We start from the raw sequence: 14,888 nt of genomic DNA, 5'->3' as shown, positions 1-14,888 counted from the left end.
TGTCAATAACGCAGACATGATGTGGAGCAGATACGGATCAGGGCATAAATGCTTACAAAGCATTCCAGATACCAGGCGCTTTTTCTTAAATCCACACCGATTACCAGACGCCGGTCATACAGAGTCAGCAGGGGCAGGGGCAGAAGAGGAATAAAATAACGCCCCTGAACTCCGGTAATATACGTTAAATTTCTGGGAGTCCACCCCAAAAACATAGAGGTCAGAACCAGCACTGCACTGGTAAATACAAGAAATAATATCCACAGCTTCTGTCCGTCCCTCATTTTCACCACTTCCCCCTCTCTCTTTATTACGCTGATAAACAGGGCGTACCAAAGAAGGGTAAGGCAGACCGGCGGAATCGTTAGATTCGGATCTAAATTCCCCAGAAATCCTCCCAGCATAGTCACCAGATAATAGTCGTACTGGGTCACCAGGGTTTCATAATAAACCGTAAAGACGCAAAATGGTCTCTGCCACACATCAGACAAGTTATATCCTGCCGCCTCACTCCAGCCCACGTAGCTTTCCGTAGCCCCGGCCCATGCAGAAAGTACCAGGCGGTTTACCAGGAATACCGCAAGCAGCATTACTGCAATGACACCAAAAACGGAGATCCAGTAATGTCTTTCAGACCTGAATTTAGATTTTGGAATCAGCAGACAGATTCCGGCTGCAGGCAGGTATACGATTTTTCCAGGTTCTAACAGGATAAGCAGGAGAGTCAGCACCAGGAGGTCTTTTGTTTTTACCTCTTTCTTCTCATAAGCCAGATGAAAACACCAGGAAAGCAAAAGCATGGAAAGACCGATAAATGCAGTATCATAGGAGTAGGAAGCCGCCAGATGAAGAGTCATGGGAAGACAGGATACTGCCATGATAACTTCTTTTTTAAACGGCATCAGCCGGACTGAAACCGCTGCCATGGCTGCAAATGCCAGAAGATTCATAAACCGTCCCAGATATACCAGGGGAATATAGCCAAGGTGTAACAGTCTGGCAATCGTAATTCCCACTGCCTGAGGCAGATAAACCACAGGTGTTGTATTCACCGGAACTTCCTCCCGGACTGTCACCGACTGGCTGTGATCCAGGGAAAACAGCTCTGTCAGGACACGGTTGTACGTTCTCTGTCCCGGCTCTGTATAAAGACCGGAGACATCATCCCCGCTTCGAACCAGAACATTGGCACCTTTTTTCATGCGCTCCTGTTCTTCTGATGAAGCATGCTTTAAAAAATCTTCTCCTGCCACTGCCTGTCTCCCCAAAATCTGACTGGAAAGACGATAGGCACTGACAAAGTGGGCAGCTTCATCGGGTGCAGAAAAAGGTGTTAAAGCGAACAGATAAAAAACACCCAGTCCAATAACAACCAGCGGGAACAGCCACTGGTTAAAAATATTCTTTATCCACAAAAGAAAGGAAAACGCAGCAAGAAATCCACAACCGAAGATAATAAACCACCAGTAAAACCGCCGGACCGGCTCAAACTCCGGAGAAGGAATCCCCACTATAGTTTTTATATAGGTTCTGGCAAACAGGAACATTAAAAGCAGAATGCTTCCCGCTGCAAGCCATAAGCCCTTCGTCTTTAACAAACGCTTCACAGTTTATGTTCCTCCTTATCTATGGCTTCCTCCTTATCTAACGCCAGCATCTGGATTAACTCCGTCACTCTGCGCTCTAACTGAGATATTTTAATCGACTGAAAAAAGACCTTGGTGAGCAGAATAAAGATCATCAGAGTGAAAATGAAATTAGCTGTAGAATAGGTACCCACCAGGCTTGATATAAAATCTGCCACTTTGGGAAAGATGCTGAAAACTACCAAAAGCAGGGAAAACATTACCCAGAAAATGGAATCCTCTATCTTCATTTTTGAGTGGCGTATTCTTCCCAGTACATAAAAGGTAAGTACCAGGGAAACACATATCAGCACGCAGCGAAGTAAAACCGTCATATCACGTACTCCCTTCCTTTATCTTCTGTCCCGAACGCGAAAGCTTTGTACCAGTAAAATGGAAAACAGCATCTTTCCCATATACCGGGCCGCATTTAAGGGATTTAAGTAACTCTCTCCCAGTATCCGTTCATCCATCACAACCGGTATTTCGGCAACCCTGGCACCGTGGCGGATCAGATAAGAGATGGTATCCGGTTCCGGACCGTAATTGAGTCCGTCTGCAAATTCCTTGATCATCTTACGACTGAACATACGCATTCCCGATGTAGGATCCTTCACCTTTACTCCTGTCGTAAACCAGATGGCGCCGCTTAACATCCGGCTGCCAAGCATACGGAGAGAACGGGGTTTTTTCTCTGTTACAAACCGGGAGCCAATAACGATGTCATATCCCTGATCCATCTTTTCCTTCATGGGAAGAATGAACTCCGGCCGGTGCTGTCCGTCCCCGTCAAACTGTATGGCATAGCCATAGCCCTTTCTGTGTGCATACTTAAGCCCGGTCTGGAAGGCGCCTGCCAGACCTAAATTCATGGGAAGATCAATGATCTTCCAGCCATGCTTCCTGCAGATCTTAGCGGTGTTGTCCGTAGAACCGTCATTAATTATCACATAGTCGTACATGGGATAATTCTCTATAACCTCTCCCACTACCCGCTCAATATTTAAGGCTTCATTGTATGCAGGTATCACTACCAGTACCCGGTCTGTCATATCCTCTGTTCTCTCCTTTCTTTTTCTTTTGTATGAATAATCCGGATTGCCTGTCCCATAAAACAAAACATGAGAATCAGCATTTCAAGCATGTAGGAATACGCACCGCCGTTGATTCCGCCTGTTTTCACAAACTGGTAGGAAAGGACAAACGAAAGAATGCAGACCGGAACATATCCAAAAAATATCAGTCTCTGTTTTTTCATGATCACCAGGACATAATAAAACAGGTTCATTACTGCAAAGAAACCGCCACCCAGAATAATAGCAAGAAGTCCAGAGAGGTAAGGCGCCAGTTCCACATTAAAGACAGCGGAAAGCACAGGAACCCCGATTACCCAGGCCCCAGCCAGAGCAATTACGGTGAGAAGCAGGATAATTCCCGACAGCTTTCTCAAAACCATAAGAAACTCTGAAGTCCTATCTTCCTCCCAAAGAATGGAAAGTCTGGTGAGGAAAGGACGGATTACAAAATTAGCCGCAAGGTTAATCACAGATGTAGGCATAAATATTGCCACAAAAATGGCATTATCCCCGGAAGTCATCTGGGAATCAACGGCGTACTTTGCCATTGCAAAGATGAGACCGTCTAAAAATACAGACAAAAACAAAAGGAAGCTGTCCTGTAAAAGCTGTCTGTGTCTTCCCTTTGCATGTACATAAGTAATATCCGGTATCCGGTCCGCAGTCCTTTTATCAAACAGCCAGATTCCCACTGCCTGAGAAGCGGCGGCTACCGCCGAAGCGGTAATTAAATCCCTTGTAAAAGCCAGAGTGCCTAAAAATAAACACACGGAAAACAATGTCCTCCATGTCATGGCCTGTCCGGTCAGATAAAGCTTTCCTTTTCTTTGAAATTCCGACTCGTATACATCAGCAAAACCATCAAGCACCTTATAAAGAACCATAAAAAACACTACCAGGGTTTTCTCATACGTGTAGTCAGAAGAAGAAAAGAAAACCTTCCATATAATATAGCAGATGCCTAAAATCAGGGCCATACCGCAGGTGACCATACGGGCCAGCCGGTATTCCCCAAATGTATAGTTCTCTCTCACATCCGTGCTCTGAATCGGTCTCATTCCAAAATAAGCCACAAGAAACATCTGCTGGCCGAATGTGCTGAAAGCAAAACCGAAGATGCCTCCCTGATCCGTTCCCACCAGATGATTGACCAAAGCCGTCAGCAGCATGCTGGAACCCGCATAAACCAGGCTTCCGATCATATTCCATGCCACATTTTTACGTTCCATTTTTATTCCTCTATTTCATTTCATTTAAGAAGTTCCTTTTATTCTACATGATCCGCCTAAAAAAGTAAACCGCCAACCGGCTGCTTACCTTCTCATGTTCTTTACTGTCCTGCATAAATAAAAGAAGCTTTCGATGCGGAACAGCCAGGAAAGACCTGCATAAAACAGAACTCCTGTGATAATCTGCAAAGTCAGAGTCAGAAGTGTACCTTTCACCAGAAACTGAACACTGTACACCAGAGCGCACATGAGCGCGGACAGAATCAGAGAAGGAAATACATCCCTCCACTGCTGGAGAAAGCTGTAATGAAGAAGCTTCTTATTGGGGTATGCATTGATAAATGTACATATGAAATCCGTTACTGCTCTTAATGCCACCATGGTATAAATCCCAAACGGAATACTGATGATTAAAGCCGCCACACTGACTGCTTTTTTAATGATCTCCAGCTTTAAGAAAATCTCACTTCTTCCAAGGGCATTGATCGCCTGTAAATTCGCCACATGAAGAGGCCAGGTGGCATAGGCGATGCACAAAAGACGAAGCATGGGAACACATGGTAAATACTGATCTGTGAGTAAAAGCTTCACCATGGGTTCTGCTATTGCAATTAATCCCGCCATCATGGGAAAGACAAGATAGGAGCTTGTAACAATGGACCTTCTTACCATGTTTTTCACCCTTTCCCGGTCATCCTGACATGAAGAAAAAGCAGGGAGCATCACTGACTGTATGGCAGCCCCTAAATTATTGGCAATAAGGGCTGGAAACTGGTTTCCTCTTGAGTATTGCCCCATCATAGCCGAATTATATAGTTTCCCGATTACAAGCCCATAAACATTGGTAAAAACTGTGTCAATGAGACCGGACATCAGAATTTTCCAGCCATATGAGAACAACTCCCCAGCTTTCTGAAAAGAAAACTTCAGGCTGGGTTTCCAGGTTTTTAAAACATGCAGCACAATCATGAGAAAAAAACTGTAAAAAAACTGCTGCATGGCAAGAGACCATAATCCAAATCCGTTTAATGCCATCAGCACGCCGATCATGCCGGAACCTGCCGCAGCAAAAAGACTTGCCATACAAAGCTTTCTAAATTCCATATTTCTGGAAACAGACGCGGACTGAACCGATACGACTGCACCGAAAAATAAGGTCAGGGATAAAATCCTTAATACCGGAACGAACACCGGTTGTCCATAAAAATCCCCGATTGCAGGTGCAGAAAAGAACAGAATTACATACAGAACAAAGGCAATCAGGAAGCTCACGCAAAAAGCAGAAGAATAATCCCTTTCATCCACTTCCTGCTTCTGGATCAGAGAAGTGTTAAAACCGCTCTGGACAAATACATTGCCGATGGTAATAAATATCATGATCAGCATGACTTCCCCGGATTCAGACGGTGTTAAAAGTCTGGCTAAAAGAACGGATACAAGGAACTGAATTCCCTGTGTTCCCCCGTTTTCCATGACTTTCCAAAACAGTCCGGAAAGCACTCTCTCTTTCATATTTTCCTGGTACATACTGGCTTTTCTCCTCAATTATCCAATTTACATTTTCGCCTTATTGTACTATATTGACCAATAAATGTAAATCTTTTATAGCATTTTCCAGTTAGTTATGTTAAAGTATTATGGAATCACCATAAAATTTTTAATGATTTACAGGAGGTTTTATCATGCGTAAACTGACACGCGGCCTGGCGGCAATCTGCCTGACAGCTGCTCTTGTCCTGGGACAGGCTGCCCTTACGCGGGCGGATGAGGCATATGGACCAGGCTACAGGAATGGCGCCAGCATCAGCGATACCAGTAAGTCTGAAAAACAGACTACGGCTGAAACTGCGGAAGGCGTAACTACAGAGGAAGCAGAAACCGCTTTGGCAAATGCAGGAATAGATATCGGACAGGAAGGGGATGGAAGCGGAGAAAACGGTGTTGTTGATGAAGCGACGAAAGCCGCCCAGGAAGCATTAAAAGCCAACTTTCCCCGTCTTCAGACCACTGTTATGACTGGTGACGGCAACTGGACACAGCCTTTTGTCAATGATGCCTGGATCACCAACGACGGACAGGGCTTTCATGGTTTGTCTACATTTCTCACAAATATTGTAGGGAACGTGCTTTACCGGACCTACACCTCAGGCACTGGCTGGTCCCCATGGGTCATGAACGGTCAGCAGACAACCAATTACCCTAATGACGTAAACATTGAAGCCATACAGATGAGGTTTTCCGGTTATGTAAACAACCAGTTCAATCTTTATTATTCAGCAAAATTAGAGGACGGTACCACCACTGACTGGGCAAAGAACGGAACCAGTGCGGGAACCATGGGAACCGGACATTATATCACAGGTTTTCGTATGGCATTCTATGCAAAGAACTCTGCCTTTCCATATAAGACAGATAAACCGCTGATTTCCGCCACAAAAGACGGAATGCAGATTGTTGACGGCGGACTGCGCTACTTTAACGGAGACGGCACACCTTTTACCGGCTGGGCATGGATTGAAAATGACCGGTACTATTTTAAGGACTCTCTTCCGGTTGTAGGCTGGCAGTACATCGATGGCTTCAAATACTATTTTGATTTAAATTCTGGCAAGATGCTTACCAATTTAGAACCTATTATTGGAAGCAACGGACCATTTTTTATCAGCATCAACAAACAGATGAACTGCATGACGGTCTTTGCAAAAGATGGTGAAAACGGTTTTATCATTCCGGTAAAGTCATTCCTTACCTCTACAGGTCCGGATACTCCCCTGGGAACATTCCAGACACCTGAAAAATACCGCTGGCGGGATATGAATCACGGAATCTTCACTCAGTATGCAACCCGCATCTGGAAGGGCTTTTTGATCCACTCGATTCTTTACAGCCGCCCCAACAAGATGACTCTTGATCCCACTACATATAATTATTTAAGCATTGCCGAATCGGCCGGCTGTGTCCGTCTCCTCTCCGGCGATGCCAAATGGATCTACGATCATTGTGCGCTTGGAACTACCGTAACCATTTACGAATCTCCGGTTCCCGGACCATATGAACGGCCGGCCATTGAACAGATCATTCCGGAGACACAGACCTGGGATCCAACTGATCCCAACATGTGATAGCAGCGTGTTATTTTAATCACTGCTTCCGGTAACTATTCTTCGAAGTAAATGATATATGCCGGGAGTACGGTATTGAAACTGAATAAAGAACCGGGTCAGGGGCGTAAGTTCCTTATAATACCTTAGGTATAAGGGATTTAATATTTCCTTGAAATCCCTTGTATTGACCTTCGTCTGATAATAGGTTCTATTGGATGCACTCATGGCGGCCGCCCTAAAACGGCCGCCTGTTGCTTTGTCAAATTCATCATAAACTATTTTCATTCGTTCATAATATGCCTGCTGCTTCTTAGCATAATCCCCTTTTTTGCCCTCAGCAGTCCAGGACCCGGAAACCCCCACCCGGTATACGCTCATGGGTTCATCCATATAATACCCGTATCCACTAGCTGCAGCCATCAGCTGCAGGGGGGTATCTCCCACCGGACAGTCCGTATAGTAATCGGGAAGTTCTTTCACAAGCCTTGCGGGAAATACCATGGAAGACATGGCGTAACCGGAAGCTTTATCTATAATCTCTTCCGGCGTAATAACTGTAGTTTTCCGGTAAGGCCTCATCTGGCGTTCAGTCACTGCTTTTCCCATCAGCTGGATTTTTGCACTGTGGATACAAAGGGTACAGTCCGGATGGGACTCCATATAGTCCACCTGTTTTTGAAGCTTGTCCGGAGAATCAAAGTAGTCATCCCCATCACACATAAATATATATTTTCCTCTTGCACGGGGAAAGTTAAAAGCACCGCTTATATTGTCAATTCCCTGGGAATACTGGTTCTCCGTCTGAATCAGAGGCCGAATCTTATCGGGATACTTTTTCGCATATTCCCTGATTATGTCTCCAGTCCCGTCCGTGGATGCATCATCATGAACCAGAATCTCATACTCAAAGTCTGTCTTCTGCATCAGAAAACTGTCAAGAGCCTGGCGGATGAACGCACCATGGTTATAGGTGACACAGTTGATACTTGCCATGATTTCGCTGTTTAATCCGTTTCTCATACCTCAGTTCCTGCCTTTTTAAGTACCTTTGTCACGTATTCCTCATATTTTCTTGCAATAAACATCTCTGTTACAGGGTGTAACGGTTCAATGTCCTCTCCTGTAAAACATTTCACATGATTTGAGACACAGTCGTATCCCGCCATACAGGAAAATTCCACACCGCCTGAAAAACGGGGATTGCATTCCAGCATGGAGAAGGTTCCGTCTTCCCCTTCTATAAATTCGAAATTAACACACCCCGTGATCCCCAAAGCCCTGGCAGTCTCCTTGCATAAAGCTTCCAGAGCCGGATTTGAAAATACCAGAACAGAAGTGCCTGCACCGTTAGGGGTCCGCAGCAATTCCTTACGGCAGACAGCTGCCGACTGCCCAGTGTCCGCCTGCCGCACCACATCCACCGTGATAATACTTCCCTTAAAACAGGGCTGTACCACATAATCGTCCAGCTCACAGCCAGCAAGGAAGCGCTCCATCTCCTCCTTATCATAAAGATAGCACAGCCCCTGACTGCTTCTTCCGTTATACGGTTTTACAACTGCCGGATAGGTAACAGACTCCGGAGAAATACAGTTAAGCATTTTGGTAGGTATGGGATTTCCAATGCCATTTTCAGAGAGAAACTCATAAAGCTTCATTTTATTCCTGCAGATCGTTATGGTTTCTTCCGGCGATAAGCATAAAGTCACTCCGGCATCCTTCAGTTTTTTTCTGTTGCGGTTCCACACATCCACCTCTGCATCCGTAAGGACAATCAGCCCATCGGCAGCTTCCTTTTTACAGATGGTTAGAATCGCTTCTGTGTACTGCTCTTCCCTCGTTGCAAGAGGCACCTGATAAAATGCAGAAACATTGGAAGAATCAACAATCCATTCTGCCGGATATATATCGCAGCCGATCACCTTAAGCCCCATTTTTTTTAAATTTTTAAGCACAATGTCAGCCGAAAATGATCCGATTGCGGTTACAACTGCAGTTTTCATACTCTTTATTTTCCTCCCTGTGCGGCACTTAAAATTATTTCGCATATCCGGTCTACATCTTCAAGACACAGGTCTGCGTAAAGGGGCAAAGTCAGCACACTGTCTGCTGCTCTTTTTGCAATGGGAAGGTTAACACCTAAAAAGCGCTCCCTGTAACAGTCAAAATCAGTAATCAGCGGGTAGAAATATTTTCTCGCAAATATCTGATGGGATGCCAGCAGATCATATACCTGATTTCTGGATAGTACGAACCCTTCAAATGACACAGGAAAATATGCATAATTCTGACTGATCCCCTGTTTTACCGGATTGAGACGGATACCGGAGACACCTTCTAGATGTTCCCTGTACCGTTCCGACACCAGCCTGCGCTTTTCAATGTTTTCATCCACATGACGCAGATTGCAGATTCCCATGGCTGCCTGAAATTCATTCATTTTTGCGTTGCCGCCTATGTATTCAACAGATTCTTTTCCGGTTATACCAAAATTTTTTAAGTAATTGAATAAAATCTCCAGCGAAGGATCTTTAAAAGTGACCGCTCCCCCCTCGATGGTGTTATACACCTTGGTAGCATGAAAGCTGAACATGGAAGCGTCTCCATAGGTTCCGATTCCGCGGTGATTCACCTCTACCCCGAATGCATGAGCCGCATCGTAAATCACCTTTAAGTTGTGTTTTTTTGCAATGGACTCTATTTTTTCCACATCACAGACATTTCCGTATACGTGCACAGGGAGAATGGCTGTGGTTTTTTCCGTAATCAGCGCTTCTATCTGATCTGCATCTATGGTATAGTCATCCTCTCTGATATCACAGAATACAGGAGTCAGATTATTTCTTACGATTGCATGGGTGGTGGAAGCAAAGGAAAAGGGGGTGGTAATTACCTCTCCGGTTAAGTTCATCGCCTGCAGCGCCATCTCAAGAGCCATATGTCCGTTCACAAACAGCAAAAGATTTTCCGCTTTTAAATATTCCTTCAGCTGATCCTTTAATCTGTCGTGAAATTCTCCCATATTGGTCATCCAGGCAGTTTCCCAGATCGGTTTGATCTCAGTAATAAATTCTTCGTAAGAAGGCATGGAAGCCCTCGTTACCAGTATTTCTTTTTCATTTGGTATCATTCTACCATTCTCCTCATTTTCCCATGATTTGCTTCCGGTCAGATGGAAAACATCTGACCAAGCGTTCTGACACGGGTACTTTTAAATAATTTGTATTTTAAAATGGTCTTTATTTTTCCCGCTCTGCTTCTTTTGCAAAGTTTTAAAAATTCTTCAAACAATTCTCTCTGGTCAGGAGTCATGTACTGTCTGTAAATCGAAAGAAACGCTTTTGCCTGTCCAAATAAGCCTCGGTAGTTCTCCCTGACTTTTTCCCGGCTGTTCCTTCTCTCCGACAGCTGTTTCATTCCGCTCTTTGCTCCTACCTGATTGCTTCCATGCTGCCGGTAGAGTACCAGCGGACGGTCAATGTAGGTGATTTTCCCAAAACAGCTTGCCATGAGACCAAGCCACCAGTCGTGCATGACACATGTTTTTGGAATATCTACCATCAGATCTTTTAAGGACCTGTTAATCATCATGGTATTGCCTGTGATATTATTTTCAACCAGATAATGACTGGTGCGGTTATCATAAACTCCGATCTTCTGATATCTGGCCATGGAAGGGTAAACCACTGTTCCTGCCTGATCTGTAACCGAAAGATCCGTATGGACCAGTAATGGCATATCCCTGCCCCATACGTTCTCCATTTTCTTCATCTCTTTGATTGTCACTTCTACTTTATCCGGCAGCCAGATATCATCCTGATCGCAAAACATCAGATACTCATCGGAAGCTGCTTTTAAAAGACGGAAAAAATTATCCCTGGCACTGCCAGACGGTTTTAAGTTCTTTAAACTTTTTACCCGGTCCGGAAACCGGCTTTCATATTCTGAAATTATTTCAGGAGTCCGGTCCGTGGAACAGTCATCTGAAATTAAAATGGTAAACTCCTGATTCGTCTGTCCCAACAGCGATTCCATCTGTTCTCTTAGATATTTTTCTCCATTCCAGGCAGCCAAAAGTACTGTTATCATTCTATCCCTTCTTTCAACGCCATTTACCATGACATTCCCAGAATCTTTGTTAAAAACCAGATCTCAAACATGAGAAATTCCAGGAATCCCTTCGCAGCCAATTCCTGAAACCGGTTTATTTTTAAATATTTTTTATAGTAATGAAGCTTGCTTTTATGGAGCAGCGCCTGCTTTTTCAAGATCGAGCTTACGGATTTGTCAATGGATACGGAATGAAGATGAACATAGGTACGGTCAAGAAGAAGGAGTGTACGGTACCCCTTTGCCTTTAACTTATATCCAAGGATCTTCTCTTCGTAATAAAGAAATACTTCCTCATCATAAAGCCCGCATGCCATCAGCGCATCTGTATCAGCCAGCAAAAGAGATCCCGGAACAGCATCTGCCCACGCACAGCGTTCTGTTCCCCCAGGTGTAGTTATGTGAAATGCACGCTTTCCCGGATTGTCACTGAGCCACCGTTTAAACAAACGCCGTGTTACCAGTCCCGTATCCAGTAAATCCGGAAACAGACCGGTAAGCTTCCAGCCTGACAGCCCTGCCCTGCCTTTTTGATCGACTGGGACTGCAGCCGTCACTGCAACAGCTTTATCGGTCAGAAATGAGGCCTTCATGGCAACAATCGTCTCCTCTGAAACCAGGACATCGGGATTGGCAATCAGAACATGGGTAGCACCAAGTTCCCTGTAAGCATAGCGGATACCCAGATTATTCCCATAGCCATATCCGCCGTTCTTTAAGGAGCTGACCACATGGATTCTGCCGCCACTTAATTCCTTCAATCGAGCATAAGAATCATCTGTGGAATGGTTATCCACAATGACAATAGAGTCCAGAGAAGAATAATCTTTAATCGAATGAACCAGCCTCATGGTAGTATCGGCATCATTATAGTTCAGGATGATACAGCTTACATTCATATCTTCTCCTTTTAAGATCCTTTTCTGGAATTTACAAGCTTCATTCCAAACCGGCTGCTGATAAAATCACGAAGCGGCGGACACAAATAGGTACCGTAATTCATGAGATGATAAGCTGCCATATAAAGTCGGTTCCCCTTCTCCTTTGGAGTTCCTGCCCAGGGGGTTTTTGCCAGATACTTCTCATAAGCTCTGCGGTAGTGGTTTAAATTTCCTTCCTTCCAGGGCCTTTCATCTCCCATAAAATGAAGAATCGCCGGATGTCTTCCTGCCTCTTTAAAGCCATTCTCAGTTATGAGTGCGTACACCGGAGACAGCCGGACTAAATGCCGGTAATGGAAATACCGGTAATTCGTAAAGTAATTATATCGGGGAGATAACGGCCTGATTCTGCCCTTTAAGCTTCCGTTAATCGTATCCTGATCTCCGGCAAACAGTTTTCCGCCCCTGGAACGGTAAAAATCAAGAAGCAGCTTTTGAGCGTTCTCCTCTCTCCACCGGTTTAAATCAATCAGAAGCACCCCGGAATTAAAATAAGGTTCTTCCGGCCTTAATCCGATCTCTTCCTTAATACATGGATAAATGGTGGGCTCCATGACAGCGCCCAGCAGAAACGGACCAAGATCCGCTTTCCACAGCTTTTCCAGAGAAGACAGAACTACGGTATCGCAGTCTAAATAAAGAACCCGTTCCACATGCTCAGGAAGCACCTCTCCCAGAAACAGGCGTGCCATAATGCTTAAATCAAAACCTCCTGTATCCACCTCATGGGAAAACCGTTCCTTTAAATTTCCCAGTTCTATCATAGAAAGTTCCCGGTCAAATTCCTGTGCGATACCGGATAAACGGTCTTTGCTTTCCCTTGACAGTCCCATGGACAATACCCAGATATCAAGCGTTTCTATCTTTTTATTACGATCCAGAAGAGAATAGAGAGAAACTGCCAGGTGCCTGGCAAACTTATCGTTGGAAGCGTAAACTACATTCATAATAACCTCCCCGCATACCGATTTTTCCGTAGTATTGTACTATATCTGATTAGAAAAGTAAACAGCCGGGGAGCTAGGGAAGAAGTGCGAGCTGGGATTGTGCCAAATTGAAAGCAGACTCAATCACTTTGTCCATGTCGTAATATTTATATTCTCCCAGCCTGCCTCCAAAGATAACCAGATCCTCTTTCCGGGCAAGTTGTGCATATGCCTGATACAGCTTCTGATTTTTTTCATCATTAACCGGATAATAGGGTTCCATCCCTTCACTCCAGTCAACAGGGTATTCTCTGGTTATAACCGTCTTTTCCTGGGTTCCGAACTCAAAATGCTTATGCTCAATAATTCTCGTATAGGGAGTTTCACGATCTGTATAGTTCACAACAGCCACCCCCTGATAATTGTCTGTATCAAGTGTCTCAGTCTCAAATTTCAGACTGCGGTATTCCAGCTTTCCAAACCTGTATCCGTAAAAAGCATCGATCATTCCGGTATACACGATCTTCTCTCCCAGGCTGTCATACTTTTCCTTATGCTCCAGATAATCGACGGAAAGCTCCACATCACAGCCCTCAAAAAGCTTGTCTGTGATCACGTTATAACCGCCAATTGGAATTCCCTGATATAAATCATTGAAATAATTATTGTCATAGGTAAAGCGTACCGGCAGCCGCTTAATGATAAAAGCTGGAAGCTCTTTACAGTCCCTGCCCCACTGCTTTTCCGTATAACCCTTTACCAGTTTCTCATAGATATCCGTTCCTACAAGACTGATTGCCTGCTCTTCCAGGTTCTGCGGCTCGCCTGTAACCACCTTTCTCTGTTCATTGATCTTTTCCCTCGCCTGTTCTGGAGTTGACACGCCCCACATCTTGCTGAAGGTATTCATATTGAAAGGAAGGTTGTACATCTCACCTAAGTAATTGGCAACCGGGCTGTTGGTATACCGGTTAAATTCCGCCAGTTCATTTACAAACTGCCATACCCTGCGGTTGCTGGTGTGGAAAATATGGGCGCCATACCGGTGTACATGGATTCCTTCTTTCTCCTCACAATACAGATTTCCTCCCAAATGCCCCCTTTTTTCAAGGACCAGGCACTTCTTTCCCTGCTTTCCGGCCAGATAGGCAAATACGCCGGAGTAAAGACCGCCTCCGACAAGCACATAATCATATTTCTTCATTCTACTCTCCCGTCATTTTATAAACTGCATTAATTATACTAAAGTCTGTCACAAAAGTAAACGCCGGTTCCATTTATGAAATTCTAAATAATGATTGTCCGGGGACATCATCTGTTTTATAATTGAAATCAATTCATGAGAAGGAGGCACAAATGACAATATGAGTGAGAAGATTGAAAATAATATTAAGGTTATGGAAGCCGATATTCACAGCGACGAGTCTGTTTCACTGCTGAGTGAGTTATCCCGCAGCCTTAATCTCATAACAGGAAACAGTGGAGAAGCCTCATTTTCAGTCAATGATATGGAAGATGAAAAATCCACTTTTGTGATTGCAAAGAATGGAAATAAACCTGCAGGCTGTGGTGCCATAAGGAGAATCGATGATTCCACGGCAGAATTAAAACGGATGTACGCAAAAGAAAAAGGGAAGGGCATTGGTTCTTTTATATTAAATTTTCTTGAAAATAAAGCAGGAGAATTCGGATACAGCAGACTGATCTGCGAGACCAGAAAAATCAATACGGGTGCCTGCAGCTTCTACATGAGAAACGGATTTTGCATCATCCCCAATTATGGAAAATATCAGGGGCGCGTGGATGCAGTCTGCTTTGAGAAACGAATAAAATAACAGAAAAAAGGGATCCCGCCTCTGCAAAAGAAGACAGGATCC

General features: G+C 44.5%; 14 protein-coding genes. 2 read left to right on the top strand and 12 right to left on the bottom strand.

The features are described 5' to 3' along the window. Nucleotides 1-2: 2 nt before the first annotated feature. From V7D18_RS04255 to V7D18_RS04235, 5 genes are all read right to left on the bottom strand, one after another. On the bottom strand, nt 3-1,607 hold the full coding sequence (locus V7D18_RS04255) for a DUF2142 domain-containing protein (protein WP_426151776.1): 1,605 nt from the start codon (nt 1,605-1,607) through the stop codon (nt 3-5). Further along, entirely contained in the window at nt 1,604-1,960 is a 357-nt protein-coding gene (locus tag V7D18_RS04250) for a DUF2304 domain-containing protein (protein ID WP_426151774.1), read from the bottom strand. Before V7D18_RS04250 ends, V7D18_RS04255 begins: the two co-directional genes overlap by 4 nt. Before the next feature lie 18 nt (nt 1,961-1,978). Continuing rightward, the gene (locus tag V7D18_RS04245; protein ID WP_426151772.1) at nt 1,979-2,677 is read right to left on the bottom strand and encodes a glycosyltransferase family 2 protein; all 699 of its coding nucleotides are present in this window, start codon (nt 2,675-2,677) and stop codon (nt 1,979-1,981) included. Continuing rightward, complete coding sequence (locus tag V7D18_RS04240; RefSeq protein ID WP_426151770.1) at nt 2,674-3,930, bottom strand: lipopolysaccharide biosynthesis protein; 1,257 nt, start codon at nt 3,928-3,930, stop codon at nt 2,674-2,676. The genes V7D18_RS04245 and V7D18_RS04240 overlap by 4 nt, the downstream gene beginning before the upstream one ends. Nucleotides 3,931-4,014: 84 nt before the next feature. Further along, nucleotides 4,015-5,457, bottom strand: a complete 1,443-nt coding sequence (locus V7D18_RS04235; RefSeq protein ID WP_426151768.1) for a lipopolysaccharide biosynthesis protein — start codon at nt 5,455-5,457, stop codon at nt 4,015-4,017. 155 nt (nt 5,458-5,612) lie between these two features. Between V7D18_RS04235 and V7D18_RS04230 the strand changes: the two genes are divergently transcribed. Next, complete coding sequence (locus V7D18_RS04230) at nt 5,613-7,052, top strand: L,D-transpeptidase family protein (RefSeq protein ID WP_426151766.1); 1,440 nt, start codon at nt 5,613-5,615, stop codon at nt 7,050-7,052. A 15-nt stretch (nt 7,053-7,067) separates the two neighbouring features. Here V7D18_RS04230 and V7D18_RS04225 read toward each other — a convergent pair whose 3' ends face one another. The 7 genes from V7D18_RS04225 to glf all read right to left on the bottom strand — a co-directional run bounded on the left by V7D18_RS04225 (nt 7,068) and on the right by glf (nt 14,215). Then, the gene (locus V7D18_RS04225; protein ID WP_426151764.1) at nt 7,068-8,054 is read right to left on the bottom strand and encodes a glycosyltransferase family 2 protein; all 987 of its coding nucleotides are present in this window, start codon (nt 8,052-8,054) and stop codon (nt 7,068-7,070) included. Next, entirely contained in the window at nt 8,051-9,037 is a 987-nt protein-coding gene (locus V7D18_RS04220; protein WP_426151762.1) for an ATP-grasp domain-containing protein, read from the bottom strand. The genes V7D18_RS04225 and V7D18_RS04220 overlap by 4 nt, the downstream gene beginning before the upstream one ends. 5 nt (nt 9,038-9,042) lie before the next feature. Next, nucleotides 9,043-10,164 (bottom strand): DegT/DnrJ/EryC1/StrS family aminotransferase, encoded by a 1,122-nt coding sequence (locus V7D18_RS04215; RefSeq protein ID WP_426151760.1) that lies wholly within the window; start codon nt 10,162-10,164, stop codon nt 9,043-9,045. 38 nt (nt 10,165-10,202) lie between these two features. Continuing rightward, nucleotides 10,203-11,123, bottom strand: a complete 921-nt coding sequence (locus V7D18_RS04210) for a glycosyltransferase family 2 protein (RefSeq protein WP_426151758.1) — start codon at nt 11,121-11,123, stop codon at nt 10,203-10,205. Between the two features lie 23 nt (nt 11,124-11,146). Beyond that, nucleotides 11,147-12,043, bottom strand: coding sequence for a glycosyltransferase family 2 protein (locus V7D18_RS04205; protein ID WP_426151756.1), 897 nt, complete (start codon nt 12,041-12,043; stop codon nt 11,147-11,149). An 11-nt stretch (nt 12,044-12,054) separates the two neighbouring features. Then, the gene (locus V7D18_RS04200) at nt 12,055-13,032 is read right to left on the bottom strand and encodes a glycosyltransferase family 8 protein (protein WP_426151754.1); all 978 of its coding nucleotides are present in this window, start codon (nt 13,030-13,032) and stop codon (nt 12,055-12,057) included. Between the two features lie 73 nt (nt 13,033-13,105). After that, nucleotides 13,106-14,215: a UDP-galactopyranose mutase gene (glf, locus tag V7D18_RS04195; RefSeq protein ID WP_426151752.1), complete on the bottom strand. Its 1,110-nt coding sequence runs from the start codon at nt 14,213-14,215 to the stop codon at nt 13,106-13,108. Nucleotides 14,216-14,375: 160 nt separating this feature from the next. Here glf and V7D18_RS04190 point away from each other — a divergent pair, with 160 nt between their 5' ends. Further along, nucleotides 14,376-14,846: a GNAT family N-acetyltransferase gene (locus tag V7D18_RS04190; RefSeq protein ID WP_426151750.1), complete on the top strand. Its 471-nt coding sequence runs from the start codon at nt 14,376-14,378 to the stop codon at nt 14,844-14,846. The last annotated feature ends 42 nt before the right edge of the window (nt 14,847-14,888 follow it).

This window comes from Lacrimispora sp. 38-1, assembly GCF_049890855.1.
GTDB lineage: Bacteria > Bacillota > Clostridia > Lachnospirales > Lachnospiraceae > Lacrimispora.
This window is presented reverse-complemented; position numbering and strand designations above follow the sequence as displayed.

Coding starts and splice junctions, on each gene's coding strand:
- V7D18_RS04235 (WP_426151768.1), bottom strand. CDS start 5,457: ATGTACCAGGAAAATATGAAAGAGAGAGTGCTTTCCGGACTGTTTTGG.
- V7D18_RS04215 (WP_426151760.1), bottom strand. CDS start 10,164: ATGATACCAAATGAAAAAGAAATACTGGTAACGAGGGCTTCCATGCCT.
- V7D18_RS04230 (WP_426151766.1), top strand. CDS start 5,613: ATGCGTAAACTGACACGCGGCCTGGCGGCAATCTGCCTGACAGCTGCT.
- V7D18_RS04240 (WP_426151770.1), bottom strand. CDS start 3,930: ATGGAACGTAAAAATGTGGCATGGAATATGATCGGAAGCCTGGTTTAT.
- V7D18_RS04205 (WP_426151756.1), bottom strand. CDS start 12,043: ATGAATGTAAGCTGTATCATCCTGAACTATAATGATGCCGATACTACC.
- glf (WP_426151752.1), bottom strand. CDS start 14,215: ATGAAGAAATATGATTATGTGCTTGTCGGAGGCGGTCTTTACTCCGGC.
- V7D18_RS04200 (WP_426151754.1), bottom strand. CDS start 13,032: ATGAATGTAGTTTACGCTTCCAACGATAAGTTTGCCAGGCACCTGGCA.
- V7D18_RS04220 (WP_426151762.1), bottom strand. CDS start 9,037: ATGAAAACTGCAGTTGTAACCGCAATCGGATCATTTTCGGCTGACATT.
- V7D18_RS04245 (WP_426151772.1), bottom strand. CDS start 2,677: ATGACAGACCGGGTACTGGTAGTGATACCTGCATACAATGAAGCCTTA.
- V7D18_RS04250 (WP_426151774.1), bottom strand. CDS start 1,960: ATGACGGTTTTACTTCGCTGCGTGCTGATATGTGTTTCCCTGGTACTT.
- V7D18_RS04225 (WP_426151764.1), bottom strand. CDS start 8,054: ATGAGAAACGGATTAAACAGCGAAATCATGGCAAGTATCAACTGTGTC.
- V7D18_RS04190 (WP_426151750.1), top strand. CDS start 14,376: ATGAGTGAGAAGATTGAAAATAATATTAAGGTTATGGAAGCCGATATT.
- V7D18_RS04210 (WP_426151758.1), bottom strand. CDS start 11,123: ATGATAACAGTACTTTTGGCTGCCTGGAATGGAGAAAAATATCTAAGA.